This is a genomic window from Haematomicrobium sanguinis DSM 21259 (genome assembly GCF_000688395.1).
Taxonomy (GTDB): Bacteria; Actinomycetota; Actinomycetes; order Actinomycetales; family Micrococcaceae; genus Haematomicrobium; species Haematomicrobium sanguinis.
Genome location: NZ_JIAG01000013.1, coordinates 75,746 through 96,841, shown reverse-complemented (window position 1 = coordinate 96,841; position 21,096 = coordinate 75,746). Strand labels below are relative to the sequence as shown.

Sequence of the window (21,096 nt, the reverse complement as noted above, 5' to 3'; positions counted from 1 at the left end):
ACTATTGCTGCGACTATTGCTGCGCTGGACCCAAGGAGGGGTACAGCGGGAAGTCCTCGGTCAGTTTCTTGACGCGCGCGGACAAGGCGTCCACGTCCGGGGACGGCTTGAGCGCGGTCGCGATGATGTCGGCGACCTCGGTGAATTCGGCGGCGCCGAAACCGCGGGTGGCGAGCGCCGGGGTGCCGATGCGCAGGCCCGAGGTGACCATCGGCGGGCGCGGGTCAAACGGGACGGCGTTGCGGTTGACCGTGATGCCAACCGAGTGCAGCAGATCCTCGGCTTGCTGCCCGTCCAGCGCGGAGTTGCGCAGATCCACCAGCACCAGGTGCACGTCGGTGCCGCCGGTCAGCACCGACACTCCGGCCTCGGCCACATCCGGGGCGCTCAGCCGCTCAGCCACAATCCGGGCACCCTCGAGCACCCGCTCCTGACGCTCGCGGAACTCCTCGCCGGCGGCAATCTTGAACGCCGTCGCTTTGCCCGCAATCACGTGCATGAGCGGGCCGCCCTGCTGGCCTGGGAACACCGCGGAATTGATCTTCTTGCCCCAGGTTTCGCCGTCGCGGGACAGGATCACACCGGAGCGAGGGCCGGCGAGAGTCTTGTGCACGGTCGAGGTGGTGATGTCGGAAAGCGGGACCGGGTTCGGGTGCAGGCCCGCGGCGACCAGCCCGGCAAAGTGCGCCATGTCCGTCCACAGCAGCGCCCCGACCTCATCGGCGATCTCGCGGAACGGGGCGAAATCGAGCTGGCGCGGGTACGCGGACCAACCCGCAATAATGACCTGCGGGCGTTCGGCGAGAGCCTGCTCGCGCAGCGCGTCCATGTCGACGCGGAAGTCATCTTCAGACACCTGGTAGGCCGCAACTTCATACAGTTTGCCGGAGAAATTGAGCTTCATGCCGTGGGTCAGGTGCCCGCCGTGCGCAAGCGAAAGGCCCAGAATCTTGTCGCCGGGCTTGATCATCGCGGCGAGCGCGGCGGCATTGGCTTGCGCGCCGGAGTGCGGCTGTACATTCGCGAAATCCGCGCCGAAAAGCGACTTCGCCCGCTCGATCGCGAGGTTCTCGGCAATATCGACGAACTCGCAGCCGCCGTAATAGCGGCGTCCAGGGTAGCCCTCCGCGTACTTGTTGGTGAGCACGGAACCCTGCGATTCCATGACGGCGCGCGGCGCGAAGTTCTCGGAAGCGATCATTTCCAGCGTGTCGCGCTGGCGGCCCAATTCCTGGTCCAGGACCCGGGCGATTTCCGGGTCAACCTCGGACAGGGGGGCATCGGTGATTTGGGCAGACGTTTCGGTGGACATGGCACTCCTAGATTGGGACGAGATTGTGGCCAGACTATCGCGAATGCCGGTTTCCCGGCTCGATCGTTGAGTCGACCCACGGTCCCAGGCGCGCGATCCATGGTAAGCGCTGCGGCCGCTCCCCGGTGGTCATCCACCCGAACGCCAGTTACGGCCAACAGCACCAGCTTAGCGCATGGCGCCGACACGAAGTACGAGCACGTCAGCGCTCTCCCTCACTCGGCACTCGCCCGGGACGCGAAGTTTATGTGGCAGTTTCGGGCCCTAAAGTGCCACATAATCGATTATGTGGCAGCACCGCCGCACAAACTGCCCCGCAAACAGACATGCGCCTAACCGGTAAACAGTCCCGGATCCGGGGGTCCGCACCCCAGCCCAATCCCCGGCCCTCGCCCCAGAAAGTAGGGCGGTATACGGACCTACTTTCTCGCGGGACCCAGGCGCACGGCACAGAGGCACGACGGCGTTGCTCGCCTCACACCCGCACCTCACCCTGGACCGCGGTCACCTAGGCGGTCGCGGGTCCGGTGACCAGCGGGGTCACCCGGACGCGAAGTTTATGTGGCAGTTTCGGGCCCTAAAGTGCCACATAATCGATTATGTGGCAGCACCGCCGCGCAAACTGCCCCGGCAACTACCCGGTGAACAGCGCGGGCACCCGGGAGAGCGTCTGCACAATGCCGTAGATGAGCGGCACTCCGACCAGCACCCAGACGGCTACAAGCTTGACTCGTGCGTTCACGGCCTAGCCCCTTTCGTTCTTGTCAATGACTACGTCTTCTTCGACGACGACCTCGCCAACCGCAGGCCCAGTACCCCCGCCATTGGTGAGGGCATCGCCGTCGTTCTTCACCACGGCCGCGGCCGGTTCATGGAACCGGTCGGCAACCGGGCGGATCAAGAGGTTCGCGACAAACCCGACGATCAGCAGGCCGACCATCGTCAAGAGTGCGGGCTGATATGCGGGCGCGGTCAACTCGCCGGGCTTGCCCTGCGCGTCCAAGAACGCGTTGACGATGAGCGGCCCGGCAATGCCTGCCGCGCTCCACGCGGTGAGGAGCCGGCCGTGGATGGCACCAACTTGGTAGGTGCCGAAGAGGTCGCGCAGGTATGCCGGGACGGTCGAGAACCCGCCGCCGTAGAAGCTCAGAATCACCAGCGCCAGCAGGACAAACAGCACGGTCGAGGAGCTGCCGGCGAAGGCCAGAACCGTGTAGAGCACCGCGCCGACGCCGAGGTAAATCATGTAGATCGGTTTGCGGCCGATGAGATCGGAGGTGGTGGACCAGCCGAAGCGGCCGAGCATGTTGCCGATCGAGAGCAGTCCCACAAAGCCGCCGGCGGCCGCCGCGGTCACGATGGAGACGCCGGAGGAATCGCGGAAGAAGTCTTGGATCATCGGCGCCGCTTGCTCCAAAATGCCGATGCCCGCGGTCACGTTGCAGAACAGCACCACCCACAGCAGCCAGAATTGCGGCGTCTTGATGGCGTTGTTGGCGCTGACCGAAGCGGTGGTGACCAGGGCTTTGGCTTTGACGGTGGCGGGGTCAAACCCGTCAGGTTTCCAGCCCGGCGCGGGCACCCGCACAATGATGGAGCCAATCAGCATGTAAATGAAGTACACGATGCCCAGGGTGAGGAACAGTTTCCCGACGGCGTCCCCGGAGGCGACCCAGCCTTGCGCGCCGGAGTTGGGGTCATAGGCGCGTAGCAGCGCGGTGGAGACGGGGCTCGCGATGAGCGCGCCGCCGCCAAATCCCATGATCGCCATACCGGTCGCGAGGCCTGGACGGTCGGGGAACCATTTAATGAGTGTGGAGACCGGGGAAATGTAGCCGATGCCCAGGCCAATGCCGCCGATCACGCCATACCCCAGGTACACGAGCCAGAGCTGCCCGGTAAAAATGCCGAGCGCGCCGACCAGGAACCCCGCGCCCCAGAAACACGCCGCGGTGAACATGGCCTTCCGCGGCCCGTTCGTGTCCACCCAGGTGCCCATCACCGCGGCGGACAGCCCGAGCATCACAATCGCGATCGAAAAAATAATGCCGATTTACGTTTGCGACACACCGAAGTATTGCACTAGGGCGGTCTTGTAGACGCTGGTCGCGTACACCTGCCCAATACACAGATGCACGGCCAGCGCGGCGGGCGGAATCATCCAGCGGTTGAAGCCGGGCTTGGCAATCGTCCGGCTTCTCTCCAACCAACTCATACTGTCTCCTTTGACACTTGCTACATGCGAGCAACCGGCGCAGCGCCGGTTCGTGGGGGTCTCCATGATTTCGTGCACGAAGATATATGCAAAAACATCTTTCCCACAGCGTAAGCGATGCCAAGCCCGTTGGATAGAGTTTGGTCTCCAAAGATGCACGACGGCGTGTCCCCGACCGCCGCGCGGCGCAACACTTGGTCGTGGGGTTACCCGGGCGGACCCGGCGGTGGCTAAGGTGGGTTTGTGTCCGAAACGATTGAAACGCCGGTTTTTGTCCTGACGCTCTCCTGTCCCGATCAACCGGGTATTGTTCACGCCGTGTCCGGGGTTTTGGCCGGTGTGGGCGGCAACATTGTTGCTTCGCAGCAGTTTGGCTCGCCGACCGGGACGTTCTTTATGCGCGTCGAGTTTGCGGCGCTCTCCCCGGTGACCGAAGTGGAGTTGACCGAGGCGCTGGCCGGGGTGGCTGCCGAATTCTCGATGGATTATGCGTTTCGGGCCGCCAAGGTTCCTACGCGCACCCTGATCATGGTGTCCAAAGACGGCCACGCGCTCAATGATCTGCTTTACGCCCGTCACGCCGGCAACCTCAATATCGACGTTCCGGTGATCGTCAGCAACCATACGGCACTCGCGGACATGGCCGCCTTTTATGAGGTCCCCTTTGTGCACATTCCGGTCACCCCGGAAACGAAGCAAGAGGCGGAGGCGCAGCTTCTGGACCTCATTGCCGATCATGACATTGAATTGGTGGTCCTGGCTCGCTACATGCAGATTTTGAGCGACGAGTTGTGTCGAGAACTCGAGGGCCGCGCGATCAATATCCATCACTCCTTTCTGCCTGCGTTTAAAGGGGCCAAGCCGTATCACCAGGCGCACGCTCGCGGCGTAAAACTCATTGGCGCGACGGCCCATTACGTGACGGCGGACCTCGACGAGGGCCCCATCATTGAGCAAGAAGTCATTCGCGTGAACCATGCGCGCAGTCCAGAGCAGTTCGTGGCGCTGGGCCGCGACGTCGAGGGGCGCACGCTCACGCAGGCCGTGCAGTGGCACAGCGAACAGCGAGTGCTCTTGGACGGCAACCGGACCGTCATATTCAACTAGCACCGAGTTCCATTAGCATCGCGCCACCGAGGAGATGTCATGAGCAGTGAAAACACCGAAGCGTCGCCCAAGGAGCCGTTGCGCTACCGGCTGATTACCGGCCCGGATGACCGCTCCTTTTGCGAAAGAATCAGCGCGGCGTTGGAGGACGGCTATCAGTTGTACGGTTCGCCGGCCGCGACGTTCAATGGCGAATCCGTGATTGTGGCGCAGGCTGTGATCTTGCCAAACTCATCCCAATAATCGCGCCCGGGCTTCGGCCTGGAGGCACCAGTAGGATGGGCACATGAGCCCGATTCTTCCCTTCAATGACCTGACCCCGCAGCTTGACGAGACGGTGTTTGTCGCCGAGAACGCCTTCATCACCGGGGACGTCAACATTGGCGCGCAATCCTCGCTCTTTTTCGGGGCGGCGGTCCGTGGCGACTCTGGCGCCATCCGCATTGGCGAGCGGACCAACCTGCAGGACAACGTGGTGGTCCACGCCGACGAACACGCGCACGCGACGCTCGGCGATGGCATCAGCGTGGGGCACGGCGCGGTTGTTCACGGGTGCACCATCGAGGACGACTGTCTGATCGGCATGAACGCGACCGTGTTGAACAACGCGGTAGTGGGCCGCGGGTCACTGGTCGCCGCCGGCGCCTTGGTGTTGGAGGGAACCGAAATTCCGCCGGGTTCTCTCGTGGCGGGCGTCCCGGCAAAAGTGCGGCGTCCCCTGACCGAGGAGGAGCAGGCGCACATCCGCGAGAACGGCGCCCACTACGTAGACCTCGCCTCCACCTACATATCGACTGTGCAGAACACGCACGCGACACGCCGTTAAAGCGTGCATTATCTGCACAGTCGATTTCGAGTGTGCAGCATTGTCACCGCGATTGCTTTCCGCGCCGGGCGCGCGGTCGGCTTTCGGCACGCCCGTCCCCCACTGAACCACGACGGCGTGACGCCGCCTCCTTAAGGCGAGTCACCGCCGTCGACCCTCACCAAGGAGATTCGCGAAACCCCGACCTCATCTGTGTAGCAGTTAATGCCCATGATGAGCCCAAACATGGGCATTAACTGCTACATAGACGAGGGGGGTGCGTTCAATTCTTGACTGCAACGGGTCCATGGTGCACGCTTAGGTGCATGCCCAACGATCGTGCATCGGGCGGCCGCGCGCACCGGCGCCCCGGCTCCCAATCCGCCCTGCGAGCGCAGAATCAGGAACGGATCATTTCCGCCCTGGCCCAAAACGGCGCGCTGACCCAAGCCGAACTCTCCCGGCAAACCGGACTCTCCAACGCGACCGTGTCCAACCTGGTCAAGATCATGGAGTCGGCGCGTCTCGTGAGCACCAGCCCCACTACCTCGTCCGGGCGGCGCGCGCTCGCAGTGCGTTTGGACGAAAACGGCAGCGCCGCCGTTGGCATTGACGTGGGGCGCAGGCATGTTCGGGTGGCGCTTGCCTCCCCTGGGTATCGGATACTTCAAGAGGTCAGCACCGCGCTTCCCCTCGGTCATAGCGCGGAAAGCGCCATTGCCGCCGCGAAAAAATTGCTCCAAGAACTCGTTGACGCGCAAGGCATGGACCATTCCCGTCTGCTGGGTGCCGGCATCGGCATTCCCGGACCGATCGACCGGCGCACCGGGACCGTGGCCCAGGGCGCGATCCTCCCCGAATGGGTTGGAATCAACCTGCAAGAGCGCATGGAAGACGCATTCCAACTGCCGGTATACGTAGATAATGACGCGAATCTCGGCGCGCTCGCCGAGGTCAGTTGGGGTCCGCACTCCGGCTCGCAGGAGCTGATGTACGTCAAGATCGCCTCGGGGATAGGTGCGGGCATGATTTTTCATGGGGATCTCTATTACGGGAATATCGGGGTCACTGGGGAGATCGGGCACGCGACGATCCGCGAGAACGGGATCGTGTGTCGCTGCGGCAATCGCGGCTGCCTGGAAACCGTGGCCTCCATGTCCACCATGATCGACGTGCTTTCACGTGCGAGCGCGCGCACGCTCACGAGCGATGACGTGGTGTCGATGGTGCGCTCCGGGGATGTTGCCGCGAGCCGGCTGGTCGATGACGCGGGCCAGGCCGTGGGGCAGGCCATCGCAAACGTCGCAAACCTCATCAATCCGGCGACCATTGTCATCGGCGGCCCGCTTCACGAACTGGGCGAGACCTTGCTTGAGCCCATCCGGCGTGGACTGACCCGCCACGCGGTGCCGATTGTGGGCGAATCGACCGAGCTCGCCGTCTCCACCTTGGGCGATCGCGCCGAGGTGCTGGGCGCCGCCTCCTTGGTTTTGCAAAATGAAGGCTTTGCCCAGGTGGCCAAGAGTGCCTAAACCCGTTTAGATCACAATTTGCGTTCAAGACTTGACGGCAAGGTCGGTTTCCCCACTATGATCACACTCAGGGGGGTTGCCCGTCACAACACCACCCACGTCCGTACCGCGGACCATGAGACAACGAAGTCCCCAGGAGGCGAAACATGGGAGTAGGCACTCCCCTCATCCTCGAGATGCGCGGCATCACCAAGGAATTCCCCGGCGTCAAAGCGCTCTCCAACGTCAACCTCTCGGTTCGAGCTGGCGAGATTCACACCATTTGCGGTGAAAACGGCGCCGGCAAATCCACGCTCATGAAGGTACTTTCCGGCGTCTACCCTTATGGGACATACGACGGCGATATCGTCTTTGAGAGCGAGGTCGCCAAATTTTCCAGCATCAGATCGTCAGAAGACGCGGGAATCGTCATTATTCACCAGGAACTCGCGCTCATTCCCGAGCTCTCCATCGTCGAGAACATTTTCTTAGGCAATGAGCCGCGCCGCTGGGGCATCATCGACTGGAACACGGCGCGCCGCGAAGCACTGGATCTTCTAGCGCGGGTTGGCCTCAACGAGGACCCGGACACCGCGATCAAGAACCTCGGCGTCGGAAAACAACAGCTCGTGGAAATCGCCAAGGCGCTCTCCAAGAACGTTAAGCTGCTGATCTTGGATGAGCCCACTGCCGCACTCAACGAGGAAGATTCGCAACACCTGCTCAACCTCATTCTGGGGCTCAAGGGCAAGGGCGTCACCTCGATCATGATTTCCCACAAGCTCAATGAGATTGAGCAAATCGCCGACTCGGTGACCATCATTCGCGACGGTAAAACCGTGGAAACCATCGATGCCACCACCGGCGAACTCGACGAGGATCGCATCATCCGCGGCATGGTTGGCCGCTCCCTGGAAAGCCGCTTCCCGGATCACACTCCGAACATCGGCGAAACCATTTTCGAAGTGAAGAACTGGACGGTTCGGCATCCCCAGGTTGCCGAGCGGTTGGTGTGCAAGGACGAAAGCTTCTTTGTGCGGCGCGGTGAGATTGTGGGATTCGCTGGGCTGATGGGCGCTGGCCGGACCGAACTGGCGCGCTCGTTGTTTGGCCACTCCTATGGGCAGTTCGTTTCGGGCCAGACCTTCATCAACGGCAAAGAAGTCTTCATGCGCAATGTCCCTGAGGCGATCAAGGCCGGACTCGGCTACGTCACGGAGGATCGCAAGAGCCTCGGCCTGAACCTGTTAGATGACATCAAAACCACGACCGTCGCCGCGGCGCTGAAGAAAATTTCCAGTCAGTATGACGTGGTTGACAACCGCAAGGAGCGTGTTGTGGCCAAGGAGTACGTGCAGCGCATGCGCACTAAGACACCGTCCATTGATGAGGGCGTTGCCAAACTTTCCGGCGGCAACCAACAAAAAGTGGTGCTGTCTAAGTGGCTGTTCACGGACCCGGAAATCTTGATCCTGGATGAGCCCACCCGCGGAATCGATGTCGGTGCGAAGTATGAAATCTACGGCGTCATTCAAAAGCTCGCCGAAGCCGGCAAGGCCGTCATCGTCATCTCCTCCGAGCTCCCCGAACTCCTGGGACTCTCCGACCGTATTTACACCATCTTTGAAGGCCAGATCACCGGTGTCCTGAACAAGGACGCGGCCGATCAGGAAAGCCTCATGAAACTTATGACCTCCACCGGCCGTCGCTCGAGCGCCGCATAAATAACTCGCACCTAGGAACCCCTGATGAAAACACTCAAGCAGTTCTTTGGCGGAGACCTTCGCCAATTCGGCATGGTGATCGCGCTCGTGGCGATCGTGCTGTTTTTCCACTTTGCAACCGGGCAGAAGGTGCTTTCGCCCACCAATATGCAAAACCTGTTCAATGGCAACTCCTACATCCTGGTGCTGGCCATCGGCATGGTGTTTGTCATTATTGCCGGAAACATTGACCTCTCCGTGGGCTCCGTCTCGGCGCTCGTGGGCATCGTCATCGCGATTTCGGTCACCAACTGGGGACTGCCCTGGTGGCTGGGCATCCTTATCGGGCTCGCCCTCGCCCTGGCCATCGGAGCATGGCAGGGATTTTGGACCGCGTTCTGGGGCATCCCTGCCTTTATCGTGACCCTGGCCGGCATGCTCGGGTTCCGCGGTCTGCAGCAACTCATCGGCGCTTCCCAGACCATCCCGGTGCCCCGCGAAATCCAATTCATTGGCGCAGGCTACCTGCCCGAGATTGGACCGAACACGGGATACAACAACCTCACCGTACTGATTGGTCTCATCGCGTGCGCCTTCGTCATTTGGGGCCAACTCCGCTCCCGGGCAAACGACGTCAAGATTGGCGCCGAAGTTGTCCCCATGTGGATCACCGTGACGCGCATCGCCGTGGTGTGCGTCGTCATCTTGTACATCACCTACCTCTTTGCCACCGGCCGCCCGGGTACCTCGCTGCCGGTTTCGGCCATCATCTTGATCGCCTTGACTTTGATCTACAGCTTTATCGCTTCCCGCACCGTCCTCGGCCGGCATGTTTACGCCTTTGGCGGTAACCGGAACGCGGCGGAGCTCTCCGGTGTGCGCACCAAATGGGTGAACTTCTTCGTGATGATGAACATGTCCTTCTTGGCCGGTATCGCCGCCGTCATGTTCATTGGCCGTTCCACCGCATCGGGCCCGGCAGACGGGTTGAACTGGGAACTAGACGCGATTGCCGCGGTCTTTATTGGCGGCGCAGCGGTCTCCGGCGGCGTCGGAACCGTGCTCGGCTCGGTGGTCGGCGGCCTGGTCATGGCCTTCCTCACGAACGGGCTTCAGCTCATGGGCGCCTCGGCCGAATTCACCTCCATGATCAAGGGCCTGGTACTGCTCTTGGCGGTCGCCGTTGACGTGTACAACAAGAACCAAGGACGCCCCTCCATCACTGGGCTCCTCATGAAGAATTTCAAGCGTTCCCAAGCCACCGTTGAACCATCTGTGGAGCAACAGCAGGCCGAGACCTTGAATGAAACAAAGTAACCACACAAAAGAAGGAAAGAACATGCGATTCACTGGCAAAGCAGCCAAATCCCTGGTCGCCCTCGTTGCCGTGGGAGCACTTGCGCTCACGGGTTGCGGTCGCCAGGACACCAACGCAGGGTCCTCGGACAACAACACCGGCGGCACCTCAAGCGAGACCATCCGCGTGGGCGTGGCACTCCCGCAAAAGACCAGCGAAAACTGGGTTCTTGCGGAGGGCCTGTTCAATGACGGCCTCAAAGAAGCCGGTTACGAGGGCACCGTGCAGTTCGCCAACGGCGGCGCTTCCGAGCAACAAAACCAAATCAACTCGATGGTCCAGGGCGGCGTTGACGTGCTCGTTGTCGGCGCCGTGGACGGCAAGCAGCTTGGCAACCAGCTGAAGCAGGCCAAGGACTCGGGCGCAACGGTCATCGCCTATGACCGTTTGCTGGAAAACACCGACGCGGTGGACTACTACGTCGCCTATGACAACTTCAAGGTCGGCGAATTGCAAGGCCAGGCGCTCCTGGATGGTCTCGCCAAGCTCAAGGGCGATGCGCCGTACAACATCGAGTTGCTTGCCGGTTCGCCCGATGACGCCAACTCCGCCAAGTTCTTCGACGGCGCGATGAGCGTTCTGCAGCCAAAGATCGATGACGGCACCTTGGTGGTCCGCTCCGGCCAAACCAGTCAGCAGCAGGCCGCAACCCAGGGTTGGAAGCCGGAAAACGCGCAGAAGCGTATGGACACCATCCTCGTCGACTCCTACCAGAGCGAAGAGCTGGACGGCGTGCTCTCCCCCAATGACACGCTGGCCCGCGCGGTCATCACCTCGGTGAAGTCTGCGGGCAAGCCGATCCCGGTCGTCACCGGCCAGGACTCCGAGGCAGAGTCGGTCAAGTCCATCATGGCGGGCGAACAGTACTCCACGATCAATAAGGACACTCGCGCGCTGGTGGATCAGACCATCAAGATGATCGGCCAGGCCGCTAAGGGCGAAACCGTGGACGTCAATGACACCGAGTCCTATAACAACGGGGTGAAGGTCGTCCCGACGTACCTCCTTGAGCCGGTCATTGTCACCAAGGACAACGCTGCCGAGGCCTATGCCAACGATCCGAAACTCTCACAACTCACCAAGTAGCACCCGCGCCTCTCCGAGGCGATTTCCCGTTGCCCCGTATCACCATGGTGATGCGGGGCAACCCGTTTCACCTCCAAAGTGAAGAACGACGGCGATGCTCGCCTTTTCTGCGCGTCCTCACCACCCGTAGTGGTTACGAGGGCGCGTCGGGCTACGGTTGAAAGCGGTAGCCGAGCCCGGGTTCGGTGAGAAAGTACTGGGGTAGCGCGCTATCAATTTCCAGCTTTTGCCGGATTTGGGACAAGTACACGCGCAGGTAATTGATCTCGCTGTGATACTCCGGCCCCCACACGGCGTGGAGCAGCTCATCCTTTTCCACTAGACGGCCGGCGTGCTTGGCGAAGAACGAAATGAGCCTCCACTCGGTTGGGGTGACCTTGATGGTACTGCCCTCACGGATGACGCGCTTCTTCTCGAGATCGATCACCACCCTGCCGTCCTGAGTGCGCACGAGAGCCTCGTCGGTGCTTGCGGTGCCGCGGCGCAATTGGGCTCGAATCCGCGCCAAGAGTTCGTCCATGGCAAAGGGTTTGGTCACGTAATCGTTCGCACCGAGATCCAACGATTCCACTTTGCTCCGCCCTTCGCTGCGCGCCGAGACCACAATGATGGGAACCTCCGAATAGCCGCGGATGCCTTCGATCACGGTGCGCCCGTCGAGGCCCGGCAGCCCTAAGTCGAGCAGGATCGCATCGGGGTGCTCGTGTGCGGCCAGGCGGAGCGCGCTCGTACCACTTGTCGCAGTGAGCACCCCGTATCCGCGTGAGCGCAGATTGACCGATATCGCCGTGGCGATCGTGGGATCGTCTTCCACGATCAAGATGGTGTTCACGTGTCCTCCTGTGAAGATTCGTTGTCCATAGGCAGTGTCAAAACCAGCGTCAACCCACCGCCGGGAGTGTCCTCCGCGCTGAGCGTTCCGCCGATCGCTTCGGCGAGTCCGCGCGCCACCGCGAGTCCGAGACCAATGCCATCGGCGGAGGTATCGTCAAAGCGCTGAAAGGGCTGGAACATGTGTGCGCGCTGGGCCGGGCTCACCCCGGCCCCGTGATCGGCAAACCGTATTTGCATCATGGAAGCGGTGCGGCTCACGGAAATCACGAGCGGGGCCCCCGGCGCGTGCTTGGCCGCGTTCTCCACGATGTTGGCCACAATACGTTCCAGCAACCCCGCGTCGGTTCGCACCACGGCGCACCCGGGACCGACCGCGAGGTCAATCGGAGGACTACTTTGCGCGTCGGGGTGAGCCCCGGCTACTTCCCGAGGGGCCTGCGGGCCGTGGGCGGGAACCGATGAGAGCACCCGTCGAATCAGGTGCGCCACATCCACGTCCTCACGCATCGACACCAACGCCCCCGCGTGGATCCGGCTCATATCCAGTAGATTCGCCACGAGCGCCGACAGCTGATCGGTGGACCGCTCCACCCCGAACATTAACTCCTCGCGATCGACGGGATCCAGGTCTAAACCGGGCGTGCGCAGGCTGGAGACACTGGCCTTAATGCCGGCTAGCGGTGTTCGCAGGTCATGCGATACCGCCGCCAGCAACGCTGTACGGGCGGCATTTGCCGCGGCCAACTCCTCGCTGCGCACCCTTTCGGCGGCCAACTCTTCTTGGTGCAACACCGCAACAATGCGCCCGCCGAACGCCGCCAAAATTTTTTGGTCCGCCGCAGAAATGGGGGGTCCCTCCGCGACCAATTCATAGTCGTCATCCAGCGCCAAGACTTTTCGGCTCGGCACCCCGGAGAATTCCGGCGGGACGCCTGCAGCGCCCCTATTCTCAACTCCACCAGACACCACCGCCTCACCCGCTCCGCGCCCCCTCAATGTCACCGAACGCTGCCCCAACGTCTCGCGAATCTTCTCTAACAGACCCTGGACGTTGTTCCCCTCGGAAATCACCCCGCTGGCCAAATCGGACAGCAGCGAGGCTTGATACTGCGCCCTGGTTGCCACCGCGAGGCGCCTGGCGGCCAGATCCACCACACGCGCCACCCCCGCAGCGACGGCCACAAACAGCGCCAACGCCACAATGTTCTCGGGTTGGCTGATGGTGAAGGTTCCTAACGGTAGCGTGAAAAACCAGTTGAGCAACGCCGTACTGAGAAGCGCGGACACCATCGAGGGCCACCACCCGCCGATGAGCGCCACCAGCACCACCCAGGAAAAATGCACCAGAAAATTCACGGTCAGGCTCGTCTCGGCGCCACCAAGGACCATGAACAGCCCGGTCAACCCAAGCGGCCCCACTACGGCGGCTACCCAACCGAGAACGCGCCGAACCAGAGACAACCTCGCGCCGCGATCACGCACCGCCCCGCGTCCTCCGCTACCCGCCTCTTGGTGGGTCACCATGTGTACATCCATCTCACCGGATCCCTGGATGACACGGGTGCCGACGCCGGGCCCAAAGAGCCGGTGATACCACCTCGCCCGGCTCACCCCAATGACGAGTTGGGACGCGTTGACCGAGCGGGCGAACTCTACAAGCGCGCTGGCCACGTCGTCCCCGGTCACGACATGAAAAGTGCCCCCGGCACTTTCTACCAACTCACGTGCCGCATGAAGTGAGCCGGGCTGGGAGGCGACCAATCCGTCGTCGTGCCTCACGTGGACCCCCAGCAATTGGCGACCCGCAATCCTGCCCACGATGCGTATGCCCCGGCGCACCAGCGTTTCGGATTCGCGGCCGCCGGTCACCGCCACCACAATCCGCTCGCGTGCCGGCCAGGTCGCCGAAATGTTCTTCTCACCGCGGTAGGCGGCAATCGCTTCGTCAACCTGGTCCGCCAGCCACAAGAGCGCCAGTTCGCGAAGCGAGTTCAGATTCCCCACCCGGAAGTACTGTGAGAGCGCGGCGTCCACACGGTCAGGCCGATAGATTTCGCCCTTGGACAACCGGATACGTAGCGCGTCGGCGGAGAGGTCTACCAGCTCGATTTGATCGGACGCTCGCAGCACCCGATCCGGTATGGTTTCGCGCTGGGTGACTCCGGTAATGGCGCGCACCACATCCACGAGCGAGGCCAAATGTTGGATATTGACCGTCGAAATGACGTTGATGCCTGCCTCCAGCAGCGAGTGGACATCTTGCCACCGCTTCTCGTGCGGAGACCCGGGAATGTTGGTGTGGGCAAGCTCGTCGACAATGGCGACCTCGGGGGCGCGTGCCAGAAGTGCTTCCAGGTTCATCTCCTTGTGCGCCGCCCCGCGGTACACCAGCTCCATGGGTGCGATTGTCGGCAGCCCTTCGGCAAGGGATTCGGTCTTCGCCCGCCCGTGCGCTTCGACGTGCCCCACCACGACGTCGACGCCGTGCGCCGCGAGATCCCGTGCCTCCTGCAGCATGGCGTAGGTTTTGCCCACGCCTGGGGCGAACCCCAGGTAGACCTTGAGTTCGCCCCGTTTCGCCGTGCCAGTCCCAGTGTTTGTCATCGGCGGGCGCCAGCCAACTCCTGTATCGCCAGGTTCAGCCGTAAGACGTTCACCCGCTCCTCACCGATAAATCCCCACACCGGCGTCAACGTCTGCTCCGCCACCGCGGAACGCACCGCCTCCACACTCAGCCCGTTCGCTTCCGCCACGCGTGGCACTTGCAACCGCGCATACTCGATACTGATATCCGGATCGAGTCCGGATGCGCTCGCGGTCAGCGCGTCCGCTGGGATGGTTTCCGGTGGAACACTCTCGCGCGCGCTGATTTCGGCCTTGCGCTCGGCGATATCGGCGGCGAGCACGGTGGAGTCTGCGGCAAGATTGGACGCCCCGGAGGAGAGGCTGTCATACCCGGACTCCCCCGCCGCCGAGGGCCGGGATTGGAAATACTCGTCCCCGTCAAAAGACTGTCCAAGCAGCGCCGAACCTACCGGCTCTCCCGCCGAGTCCCGGATGATCGATCCGTCCGCCGTGTCCTTGGTCACTTGCCCGATCGCCAGCACAGCGGCCGGGTAGAGAATCCCCACTAACAGGGTGAGCGCGATGAGAATGCGCAATCCGGTGGAGGCATTGGAAAACGGATGTGGCACCTTATTTACCATGATTACTTCCTTGATTCTTTTAATTCTTGGATTTTTCGCAATGACAGAGTGGCAACCCGGGCCGCTATCCCAAACCAGGAATGAGCGCGAGCACCATATCGATGAGCTTGATGCCAATGAACGGCGCCACGAGTCCGCCGAGCCCGTAAATTAGCAGGTTGCGGGACAGCAGTTTAGCGGCGCTCACCGCCCGGTACCGCACACCTTTCAAGCTCAGCGGAATCAGGGCGACAATAATCAACGCATTGAAGATGACTGCGGAAAGAATTGCCGTGGCAGGCGAAGATAGCCCCATGATATTGAGCGCGGAAAGACCCGGGAAAATACCCATAAACATGGACGGGATAATGGCGAAATACTTTGCCACATCATTCGCGATCGAGAACGCGGTCAGCGCGCCGCGGGTAATAAGCAACTGCTTGCCTATCTGCACAATGTCGATGAGCTTGGTTGGATCGGAGTCCAGGTCCACCATGTTCCCGGCCTCCTTCGCCGCCGAGGTCCCGGTATTCATGGCGACCCCGACGTCGGATTGGGCGAGCGCGGGCGCATCATTAGTGCCATCCCCGGTCATCGCGACGAGCTTGCCGCCTTCCTGTTCCTTGCGGATCAGCGCGAGCTTGTCCTCCGGCGTTGCCTCCGCAAGGTAATCATCCACCCCCGCTTCGGCCGCGATCGCCCTGGCCGTGCGTTCATTGTCGCCGGTGATCATCACCGTGCGAATCCCCATCTCGCGTAGCTCGGTAAACCGCTCGCGTAGCCCGTCCTTCACCACGTCTTTGAGCTCGATCACGCCGAGCAGCCGGGCCGAGTCGCCGCGCCGTTCCGCGACCGCGAGCGCCGTGGCACCCGCGTCCGACACCAGTTCGGCAATCCCCCGAATCTGCTGATGCACGACGGCGTCAAAGTCACCTTGGCCGCCTTCCTCACCCGAAGTGTGCCCACCGTTTTCCACCCACGCCATCACTTCTTTGGCTGCGCCCTTGACGATGACGGTGCCGTCGCCGAAATTGATGCCGCTCATCCGGGTTTGCGCCGAAAAGGGGATGAACTCGGCGTGTGCGTACTCCCGCTCCTGCGCCGCTGGGCAACCGTACCGCTCTTCGACCAGGGTAAGAATGGAGCGACCCTCCGGTGTCTCATCGGCCAGCGAGGAAAACTGAGCGGCCCAGGCGAGTTCCGCCGGTTCCACCCCGCGCACCGGATGCAATTCGCTCGCTTGACGGTCCCCATAGGTAATGGTCCCGGTCTTATCGAGAAGCAGAGTGTTGACGTCTCCGGCGGCTTCGACGGCGCGCCCGGACATGGCCAACACGTTGCGTTGCACGAGCCGGTCCATACCGGCGATGCCGATGGCGGAGAGCAGGGCACCAATCGTGGTTGGGATGAGGCACACCAATAGCGCGACCAGCACCACGAGCGACTGCGCCTGACCGGAAAACACGCTCATGGGTTGCACGGTGGCGACCACCAAAATGAATATCACCGTGAGTACCAGCAACAGAATCCCGAGCGCGATCTCATTGGGAGTCTTTTGCCGAGCCGCACCCTCCACCAGCGCAATCATCTTGTCGATAAATGTTTTACCCGGCTCGCTGGTGATGCGTACGACAATCCGGTCGGAAAGCACCTTGGTGCCTCCGGTCACGGCTGAGCGGTCGCCACCGGACTCACGGATCACCGGTGCCGATTCTCCGGTGACCGCGGACTCGTCCACTGTCGCCGCGCCCTCGATGACATCGCCGTCCCCGGGAATTTCTTGACCCGCAATAACTTCCACCCGGTCCCCGGGACGCAACTGGGTGGCCGGCACCTCCTTGGTGCGCCCGTCCGCGGCGAGGAGCGTCGCCACCGAAGTGGTACGGGTCTTTTTGAGCGTGTCCGCTTGCGCCTTGCCGCGTCCCTCGGCAATGGCCTCGGCCAGATTCGCGAAGAGCACGGTCAGCCAGAGCCACGCCGCCATCGACACGGTAAACACGCTGGGGGTGATCACGGCCATCAGCGTGACCAGTAACGCACCCACTTCCACTAGAAACATGACCGGGGTCTTGACCATGATCCGCGGGTCGAGTTTGCGCAACGCCTGCGGGATCGCGTGACGCACGGACTCCCAACCCAGCGAAGGCGGTGCTTTCGGCTCCCGTCCGGGTACGCCGTGCGGGGCAGTTTCTTCGGCAGCGGTTTGTGGATGGGATGTTGTGGTCAGTGCCATTATGAGCTCAGTCCTTCGGCGAGCGGACCCAGCGCGAGCGCGGGTAAAAAGGTCAGAAGAGTGACGATCAGCGAAACGCCGACCATGACGGATACGAATTGCGGACGGTGCGTCGGTAGCGTGCCGACGGTTTCCGGTGCCGGCTTTTGCCCGGCAAGCGACCCGGCGAGCGCCAAGATCACCACGATCGGCACAAACCGGCCTATCGCCATGGCTAGTCCCAACGCCACGTTGAAGAACGGGGTATTGGCGCTCAGCCCGGCAAAGGCGGAACCGTTGTTATTGCCCGCGGACGTGAAGGCATAAAGCACCTCGGTCAAACCGTGCGGGCCGGCATTCAGAATGGAATCCCAGGTGGCGGGAATCGCGAGCGCAATCCCGGTTCCCACCAGCACCACAAAGGGGACCACCAGGATGTAGAGCGAAACCAGTTTCATTTGCGTGGCCCCGATTTTCTTGCCCATATACTCAGGTGTGCGCCCGACCATGAGCCCGGCAATGAACACCGCCAGGATGGCGATAATCAACATGCCGTAGAGCCCGGAACCGACTCCGCCCGGCGCAATCTCGCCGAGCAGCATATTCATCACCAAAACGCCGCCGCCTAGCGCGGAATAACTCGAATGGAATGAGTCCACCGCACCGGTTGAGGTGAGCGTGGTTGCGACCGCAAAGAAGCTGGACGGGATGATCCCGAAGCGGACCTCCTTACCCTCCATTGCGGCACCGGCCGCGGCGATGGCCGAACCATTATTTGCCAACTCTGACAGGATGACCGCAGACAGCGAAAGCACAAACAGCGTCCCCATTGCAGCAATGACCGCGTAACCCTGCCTGAGAGAGCCAACCATTCGGCCAAAGGTCCGCGGAAGCGCGGTGGGGATGAGCAAAATCAAGAAGATCTCGACGAGGTTCGTCCACGCGGCAGGGTTTTCAAAGGGGTGCGCAGAGTTCGCATTGAAGTATCCGCCGCCGTTGGTGCCTAATTCCTTGATGACCTCTTGCGACGCTACCAATCCGCCCGGGATGGTTTGCGTCCCGCCATCGAGGGTTGTGACCACAAGCGGTTCCTGCAGGTTTTGAATCACGCCGCCCAGCATCAGCACCACCGCGAAGACCAGGGAAAGTGGCAAAAGAATCCGCACCACGGTGCGGGTCAGGTCCACCCAAAAGTTCCCCAAGCCCTGCGCCGAGCGCGCCGCAATCCCACGAATCAGCACGATCGCCACCACAATGCCCACCGCCGCGGACACAAAGTTTTGCACGGCAAGCCCGGCGGCCTGGGTGAAATAGCTCATCGCCGCTTCCCCGGAATAGGACTGCCAGTTGGTATTGGTGACAAAGGAAATGGCCGTATTCCACGCCTGATCGGGTTCCACCGGCGGCATCCCGACCGAGAACGGCAACCAGGACTGGAGCCGCTGCATCACATAGAGCAGCACTACCGAGAGCACCGAAAACGTCAGCAGCGAACGCGCATAGGACGTCCAGCGTTGCGAGGAGCGGGGATCCACCGCGCACAACCGGTAGATCCAGCGCTCCACCGCCAAATCCTTGCCGGAGGTGAACTGGGCGGCGATATAGTCGCCGAGCGGTCGGTGCACTAGCGCGAGCGCCGCGAGCACCAGGACAATTTGCAGGATTCCGGCCACGGTCGCGTTCACGAGAAACGCTCCGGGTTCAACAGCGCGTAGCCGACATAGATCAGCGCGGCGATGGCCAACACCAGGCCAATCACATTTTCTACGCTCACAGTCTCTCCAACCCCTTGATCAATCCAAAGAGACCGGTGAATACCGCGAGCGTCAGGGCCAGAAAAGCCACGTCCAGCACTCGATCCTCCCAAAGTGTGTCCCCGATGCGGGGTGCCCGCGCCCTGCGGGCACTTCCCATTCCACTCCGCCACCAACGCCGGCATTAGCCATTTTTACGATTCCTTGACGCCCCGGCGGCAATTCTTAACGTAGTCTTGACGCCTGGGGTTGAGATCACGCCTGGGCCGCACGGTACCGGCAACGCATCGGCGCTCGGCATGGCTGGCACGGCTAGGCTGGAGGCATGAGCGAACGCCCTTTCCCCCGCCCCGATGCCTCCGTCCTCGACCGACCTCTGGAAGCCACCGGCGAAACCCTGAACTGGGGAGTCGTCTCCACCGGCAACATTGCCCACTCGGTCAGCCGGGACCTTCAGCGCCTCCCCGACGCGCGAATCCTCGCCGTCACCTCCCGCACAGAAGGCAACGCGAAGGAATTCGCACGCGAGTTTGACGTGCCGCGCACCTATTGGGATCAGGGAAGCACGACGGCGATAGCCCAGTTGGCCGCGGACGCGGACATTGATGTGGCGTACGTGGCAACGCCCCATGCGCAGCATTTTGCGATCGTGCGCGAATTGCTGGAAGCAGGCAAACATGTGCTGGTCGAGAAGGCGATCACCCTCAATGCGCGGCAAGCCGAAGAGCTGGTCAACCTCGCGCGCGAAAAGAACCTATTCCTCATGGAAGGGCTGTGGGCTCGTTTCACCCCCGGCATCACCCGCGCCTTCGATCTCATTGCCGATGGCGCCATCGGTGAGCCACGCTGGGTTCAAGCGAACCTCGGTTTTGCTTCCGAATTCGACACCAGCCACCGGCTCTGGGGGACCGAGGCCGGCGGCGGCGCGCTACTGGACATCACCATTTATCCGCTCAATTGGGCGGTTGGCACCCTCGGCTTTCCCAGCACGCTCAGCGCCACGGCGGACAAGGCGCCCAACGGCGTCGACGCGCAAAACACGCTAACCCTCTCCTATGAGAATGGCTCCACCGCCCAACTGCTCTCCACTCTCCAGGCGCACACGCCCGCCCAAGCGACGGTCGGCGGAACTAGCGGCTGGCTGCGCACCACGGAGGGACCGCTTCATAACCCCACCGCCATCACCTACCAAAGCGGCAATGCCGATCCGGTGACCGAACGCTTCGAGGTGACCGGGCGGGGTTACACGTATGAACTGCGCGAGGTGACCCGCCGCATACAAGCCGGGGACACGTCGTCGGACGTCATGGACTGGCAGGCGAGCATTGGAATCATGCGCCTCTTCGATGAAGCCCGCGCGCAATTAGGTATTAACTATCCGGGCGAGTAGTACCCCCGTTCATGACCGACTGGATCCAGGAGTAGGCCGGGGCGACCTTGGTGTACCAGGCATCCGAGTAAGGGTCGCTACCCATGCTTGCGCTCGTGGACGCGATCCCCTGCACCACACCGTCCACTACGAACGGCCCGCCGGAGTCCCCTTTCCATGCCTGGCCGTCGCTACCCGAGAGCCGGTACGCGGCACCGCCGTAGGCATCGGTTTCGCTTGCGGTGACAATGACATCGGCAATGCGCAGGTGCGCCGCGGGCGGACCCTCCGGTGTGGTGCGCCCCCAGCCGAATATGCTGCCATCGGTGCCCAAAGGCACTTCGGTGGAACCCAGGTCGGCGACCTTGCCGTCCCACTGGGTTGCCAGGTCGAGCAGGAGCAAGTCACCCGAGGGCCACGGCACTTGCCGACGCACCTGGTAGAGATCGCCATCGCCGAGTTCGGCACTACCCAGTAGCACCGACATGTCCTCGCCCGCGCAATGCTTGGCGCTCAACGCCCACCCCGGCGCTATGACTGCGCCGGTGCACATGAATTGGCCTTGGGACTGCACCTGTGCCGCGTAGGGCGCGGCGGTAATGGGCACTCGCGCGCCGCCAACAATAATCTTCTCCATCACGGACCT

At 62.2% G+C, this 21,096-nt stretch carries 16 protein-coding genes, 2 pseudogenes and 1 riboswitch; of the genes and pseudogenes, 8 read left to right on the top strand and 10 right to left on the bottom strand.

Annotated elements, in window-relative coordinates:
• Positions 1 to 13: 13 nt before the first annotated feature.
• The 3 genes and pseudogenes from glyA to O148_RS16365 form a co-directional block, all read right to left on the bottom strand.
• Positions 14 to 1,312 carry a serine hydroxymethyltransferase gene (gene glyA / locus O148_RS0111870; RefSeq protein WP_026531092.1) on the bottom strand — a complete coding sequence of 433 codons (1,299 nt, stop codon included), beginning with the start codon at positions 1,310 to 1,312 and terminating at the stop codon, positions 14 to 16.
• Positions 1,313 to 1,387: 75 nt separating this feature from the next.
• Positions 1,388 to 1,474: riboswitch (ZMP/ZTP riboswitch) on the bottom strand.
• A 472-nt stretch (positions 1,475 to 1,946) separates the two neighbouring features.
• Complete coding sequence (locus tag O148_RS18265) at positions 1,947 to 2,054, bottom strand: MFS transporter small subunit (protein WP_420805795.1); 108 nt, start codon at positions 2,052 to 2,054, stop codon at positions 1,947 to 1,949.
• 3 nt (positions 2,055 to 2,057) lie between these two features.
• A pseudogene (locus O148_RS16365) lies at positions 2,058 to 3,527 on the bottom strand (OFA family MFS transporter).
• A gap of 243 nt (positions 3,528 to 3,770) precedes the next feature.
• On the opposite strand from O148_RS16365, the gene purU reads away from it, so the two are divergent.
• From purU to O148_RS0111820, 7 genes and pseudogenes are all read left to right on the top strand, one after another.
• Positions 3,771 to 4,634: a formyltetrahydrofolate deformylase gene (gene purU, locus O148_RS0111855; protein WP_026531091.1), complete on the top strand. Its 864-nt coding sequence runs from the start codon at positions 3,771 to 3,773 to the stop codon at positions 4,632 to 4,634.
• Positions 4,635 to 4,673: 39 nt separating this feature from the next.
• Positions 4,674 to 4,862: pseudogene (locus O148_RS0111850) on the top strand (DUF1737 domain-containing protein); the annotation flags it as partial.
• 58 nt (positions 4,863 to 4,920) lie between these two features.
• Positions 4,921 to 5,460, top strand: coding sequence for a gamma carbonic anhydrase family protein (locus O148_RS0111845; RefSeq protein ID WP_026531089.1), 540 nt, complete (start codon positions 4,921 to 4,923; stop codon positions 5,458 to 5,460).
• 305 nt (positions 5,461 to 5,765) lie between these two features.
• Positions 5,766 to 6,971, top strand: a complete 1,206-nt coding sequence (locus O148_RS0111835; protein ID WP_026531088.1) for an ROK family transcriptional regulator — start codon at positions 5,766 to 5,768, stop codon at positions 6,969 to 6,971.
• 146 nt (positions 6,972 to 7,117) lie between these two features.
• Positions 7,118 to 8,674 carry a multiple monosaccharide ABC transporter ATP-binding protein gene (gene mmsA, locus O148_RS0111830; RefSeq protein WP_026531087.1) on the top strand — a complete coding sequence of 519 codons (1,557 nt, stop codon included), beginning with the start codon at positions 7,118 to 7,120 and terminating at the stop codon, positions 8,672 to 8,674.
• Between the two features lie 24 nt (positions 8,675 to 8,698).
• On the top strand, positions 8,699 to 9,970 hold the full coding sequence (mmsB, locus tag O148_RS16360) for a multiple monosaccharide ABC transporter permease (protein ID WP_051620156.1): 1,272 nt from the start codon (positions 8,699 to 8,701) through the stop codon (positions 9,968 to 9,970).
• Positions 9,971 to 9,992: 22 nt separating this feature from the next.
• Complete coding sequence (locus O148_RS0111820) at positions 9,993 to 11,096, top strand: substrate-binding domain-containing protein (RefSeq protein ID WP_026531086.1); 1,104 nt, start codon at positions 9,993 to 9,995, stop codon at positions 11,094 to 11,096.
• 151 nt (positions 11,097 to 11,247) lie between these two features.
• Here O148_RS0111820 and O148_RS0111815 read toward each other — a convergent pair whose 3' ends face one another.
• The 6 genes from O148_RS0111815 to O148_RS17825 all read right to left on the bottom strand — a co-directional run bounded on the left by O148_RS0111815 (position 11,248) and on the right by O148_RS17825 (position 19,101).
• A complete protein-coding gene (locus O148_RS0111815; protein WP_026531085.1) occupies positions 11,248 to 11,928 on the bottom strand; it encodes a response regulator transcription factor in 681 nt (226 codons plus the stop codon).
• Positions 11,925 to 14,534 carry a sensor histidine kinase gene (locus O148_RS0111810; protein ID WP_026531084.1) on the bottom strand — a complete coding sequence of 870 codons (2,610 nt, stop codon included), beginning with the start codon at positions 14,532 to 14,534 and terminating at the stop codon, positions 11,925 to 11,927. The genes O148_RS0111815 and O148_RS0111810 overlap by 4 nt, the downstream gene beginning before the upstream one ends.
• Complete coding sequence (gene kdpC, locus O148_RS0111805; protein ID WP_026531083.1) at positions 14,531 to 15,136, bottom strand: potassium-transporting ATPase subunit KdpC; 606 nt, start codon at positions 15,134 to 15,136, stop codon at positions 14,531 to 14,533. The genes O148_RS0111810 and kdpC overlap by 4 nt, the downstream gene beginning before the upstream one ends.
• A gap of 64 nt (positions 15,137 to 15,200) precedes the next feature.
• Positions 15,201 to 17,348 carry a potassium-transporting ATPase subunit KdpB gene (gene kdpB / locus O148_RS0111800; RefSeq protein ID WP_051620155.1) on the bottom strand — a complete coding sequence of 716 codons (2,148 nt, stop codon included), beginning with the start codon at positions 17,346 to 17,348 and terminating at the stop codon, positions 15,201 to 15,203.
• On the bottom strand, positions 17,348 to 19,012 hold the full coding sequence (kdpA, locus tag O148_RS0111795; RefSeq protein WP_026531081.1) for a potassium-transporting ATPase subunit KdpA: 1,665 nt from the start codon (positions 19,010 to 19,012) through the stop codon (positions 17,348 to 17,350). The genes kdpB and kdpA overlap by 1 nt, the downstream gene beginning before the upstream one ends.
• On the bottom strand, positions 19,009 to 19,101 hold the full coding sequence (locus O148_RS17825; protein ID WP_026531080.1) for a potassium-transporting ATPase subunit F: 93 nt from the start codon (positions 19,099 to 19,101) through the stop codon (positions 19,009 to 19,011). Before O148_RS17825 ends, kdpA begins: the two co-directional genes overlap by 4 nt.
• Positions 19,102 to 19,406: 305 nt before the next feature.
• On the opposite strand from O148_RS17825, the gene O148_RS0111780 reads away from it, so the two are divergent.
• Positions 19,407 to 20,471, top strand: a complete 1,065-nt coding sequence (locus O148_RS0111780; protein WP_026531079.1) for a Gfo/Idh/MocA family protein — start codon at positions 19,407 to 19,409, stop codon at positions 20,469 to 20,471.
• Here the strand turns inward: O148_RS0111780 and O148_RS0111775 are convergent.
• Positions 20,452 to 21,087, bottom strand: coding sequence for a S1 family peptidase (locus tag O148_RS0111775; RefSeq protein ID WP_026531078.1), 636 nt, complete (start codon positions 21,085 to 21,087; stop codon positions 20,452 to 20,454). The genes O148_RS0111780 and O148_RS0111775 overlap by 20 nt on opposite strands.
• Between the last annotated feature and the right edge of the window lie 9 nt (positions 21,088 to 21,096).

What these genes read in the sequence shown, in the direction of transcription:
- glyA (WP_026531092.1), bottom strand. Translation starts at nt 1,312, where the DNA reads ATGTCCACCGAAACGTCTGCCCAAATCACCGATGCCCCCCTGTCCGAG.
- O148_RS0111845 (WP_026531089.1), top strand. Translation starts at nt 4,921, where the DNA reads ATGAGCCCGATTCTTCCCTTCAATGACCTGACCCCGCAGCTTGACGAG.
- O148_RS0111835 (WP_026531088.1), top strand. Translation starts at nt 5,766, where the DNA reads ATGCCCAACGATCGTGCATCGGGCGGCCGCGCGCACCGGCGCCCCGGC.
- mmsA (WP_026531087.1), top strand. Translation starts at nt 7,118, where the DNA reads ATGGGAGTAGGCACTCCCCTCATCCTCGAGATGCGCGGCATCACCAAG.
- mmsB (WP_051620156.1), top strand. Translation starts at nt 8,699, where the DNA reads ATGAAAACACTCAAGCAGTTCTTTGGCGGAGACCTTCGCCAATTCGGC.
- O148_RS0111820 (WP_026531086.1), top strand. Translation starts at nt 9,993, where the DNA reads ATGCGATTCACTGGCAAAGCAGCCAAATCCCTGGTCGCCCTCGTTGCC.
- O148_RS0111810 (WP_026531084.1), bottom strand. Translation starts at nt 14,534, where the DNA reads ATGACAAACACTGGGACTGGCACGGCGAAACGGGGCGAACTCAAGGTC.
- kdpC (WP_026531083.1), bottom strand. Translation starts at nt 15,136, where the DNA reads ATGGTAAATAAGGTGCCACATCCGTTTTCCAATGCCTCCACCGGATTG.
- kdpB (WP_051620155.1), bottom strand. Translation starts at nt 17,348, where the DNA reads ATGGCACTGACCACAACATCCCATCCACAAACCGCTGCCGAAGAAACT.
- O148_RS0111780 (WP_026531079.1), top strand. Translation starts at nt 19,407, where the DNA reads ATGAGCGAACGCCCTTTCCCCCGCCCCGATGCCTCCGTCCTCGACCGA.
- O148_RS0111775 (WP_026531078.1), bottom strand. Translation starts at nt 21,087, where the DNA reads ATGGAGAAGATTATTGTTGGCGGCGCGCGAGTGCCCATTACCGCCGCG.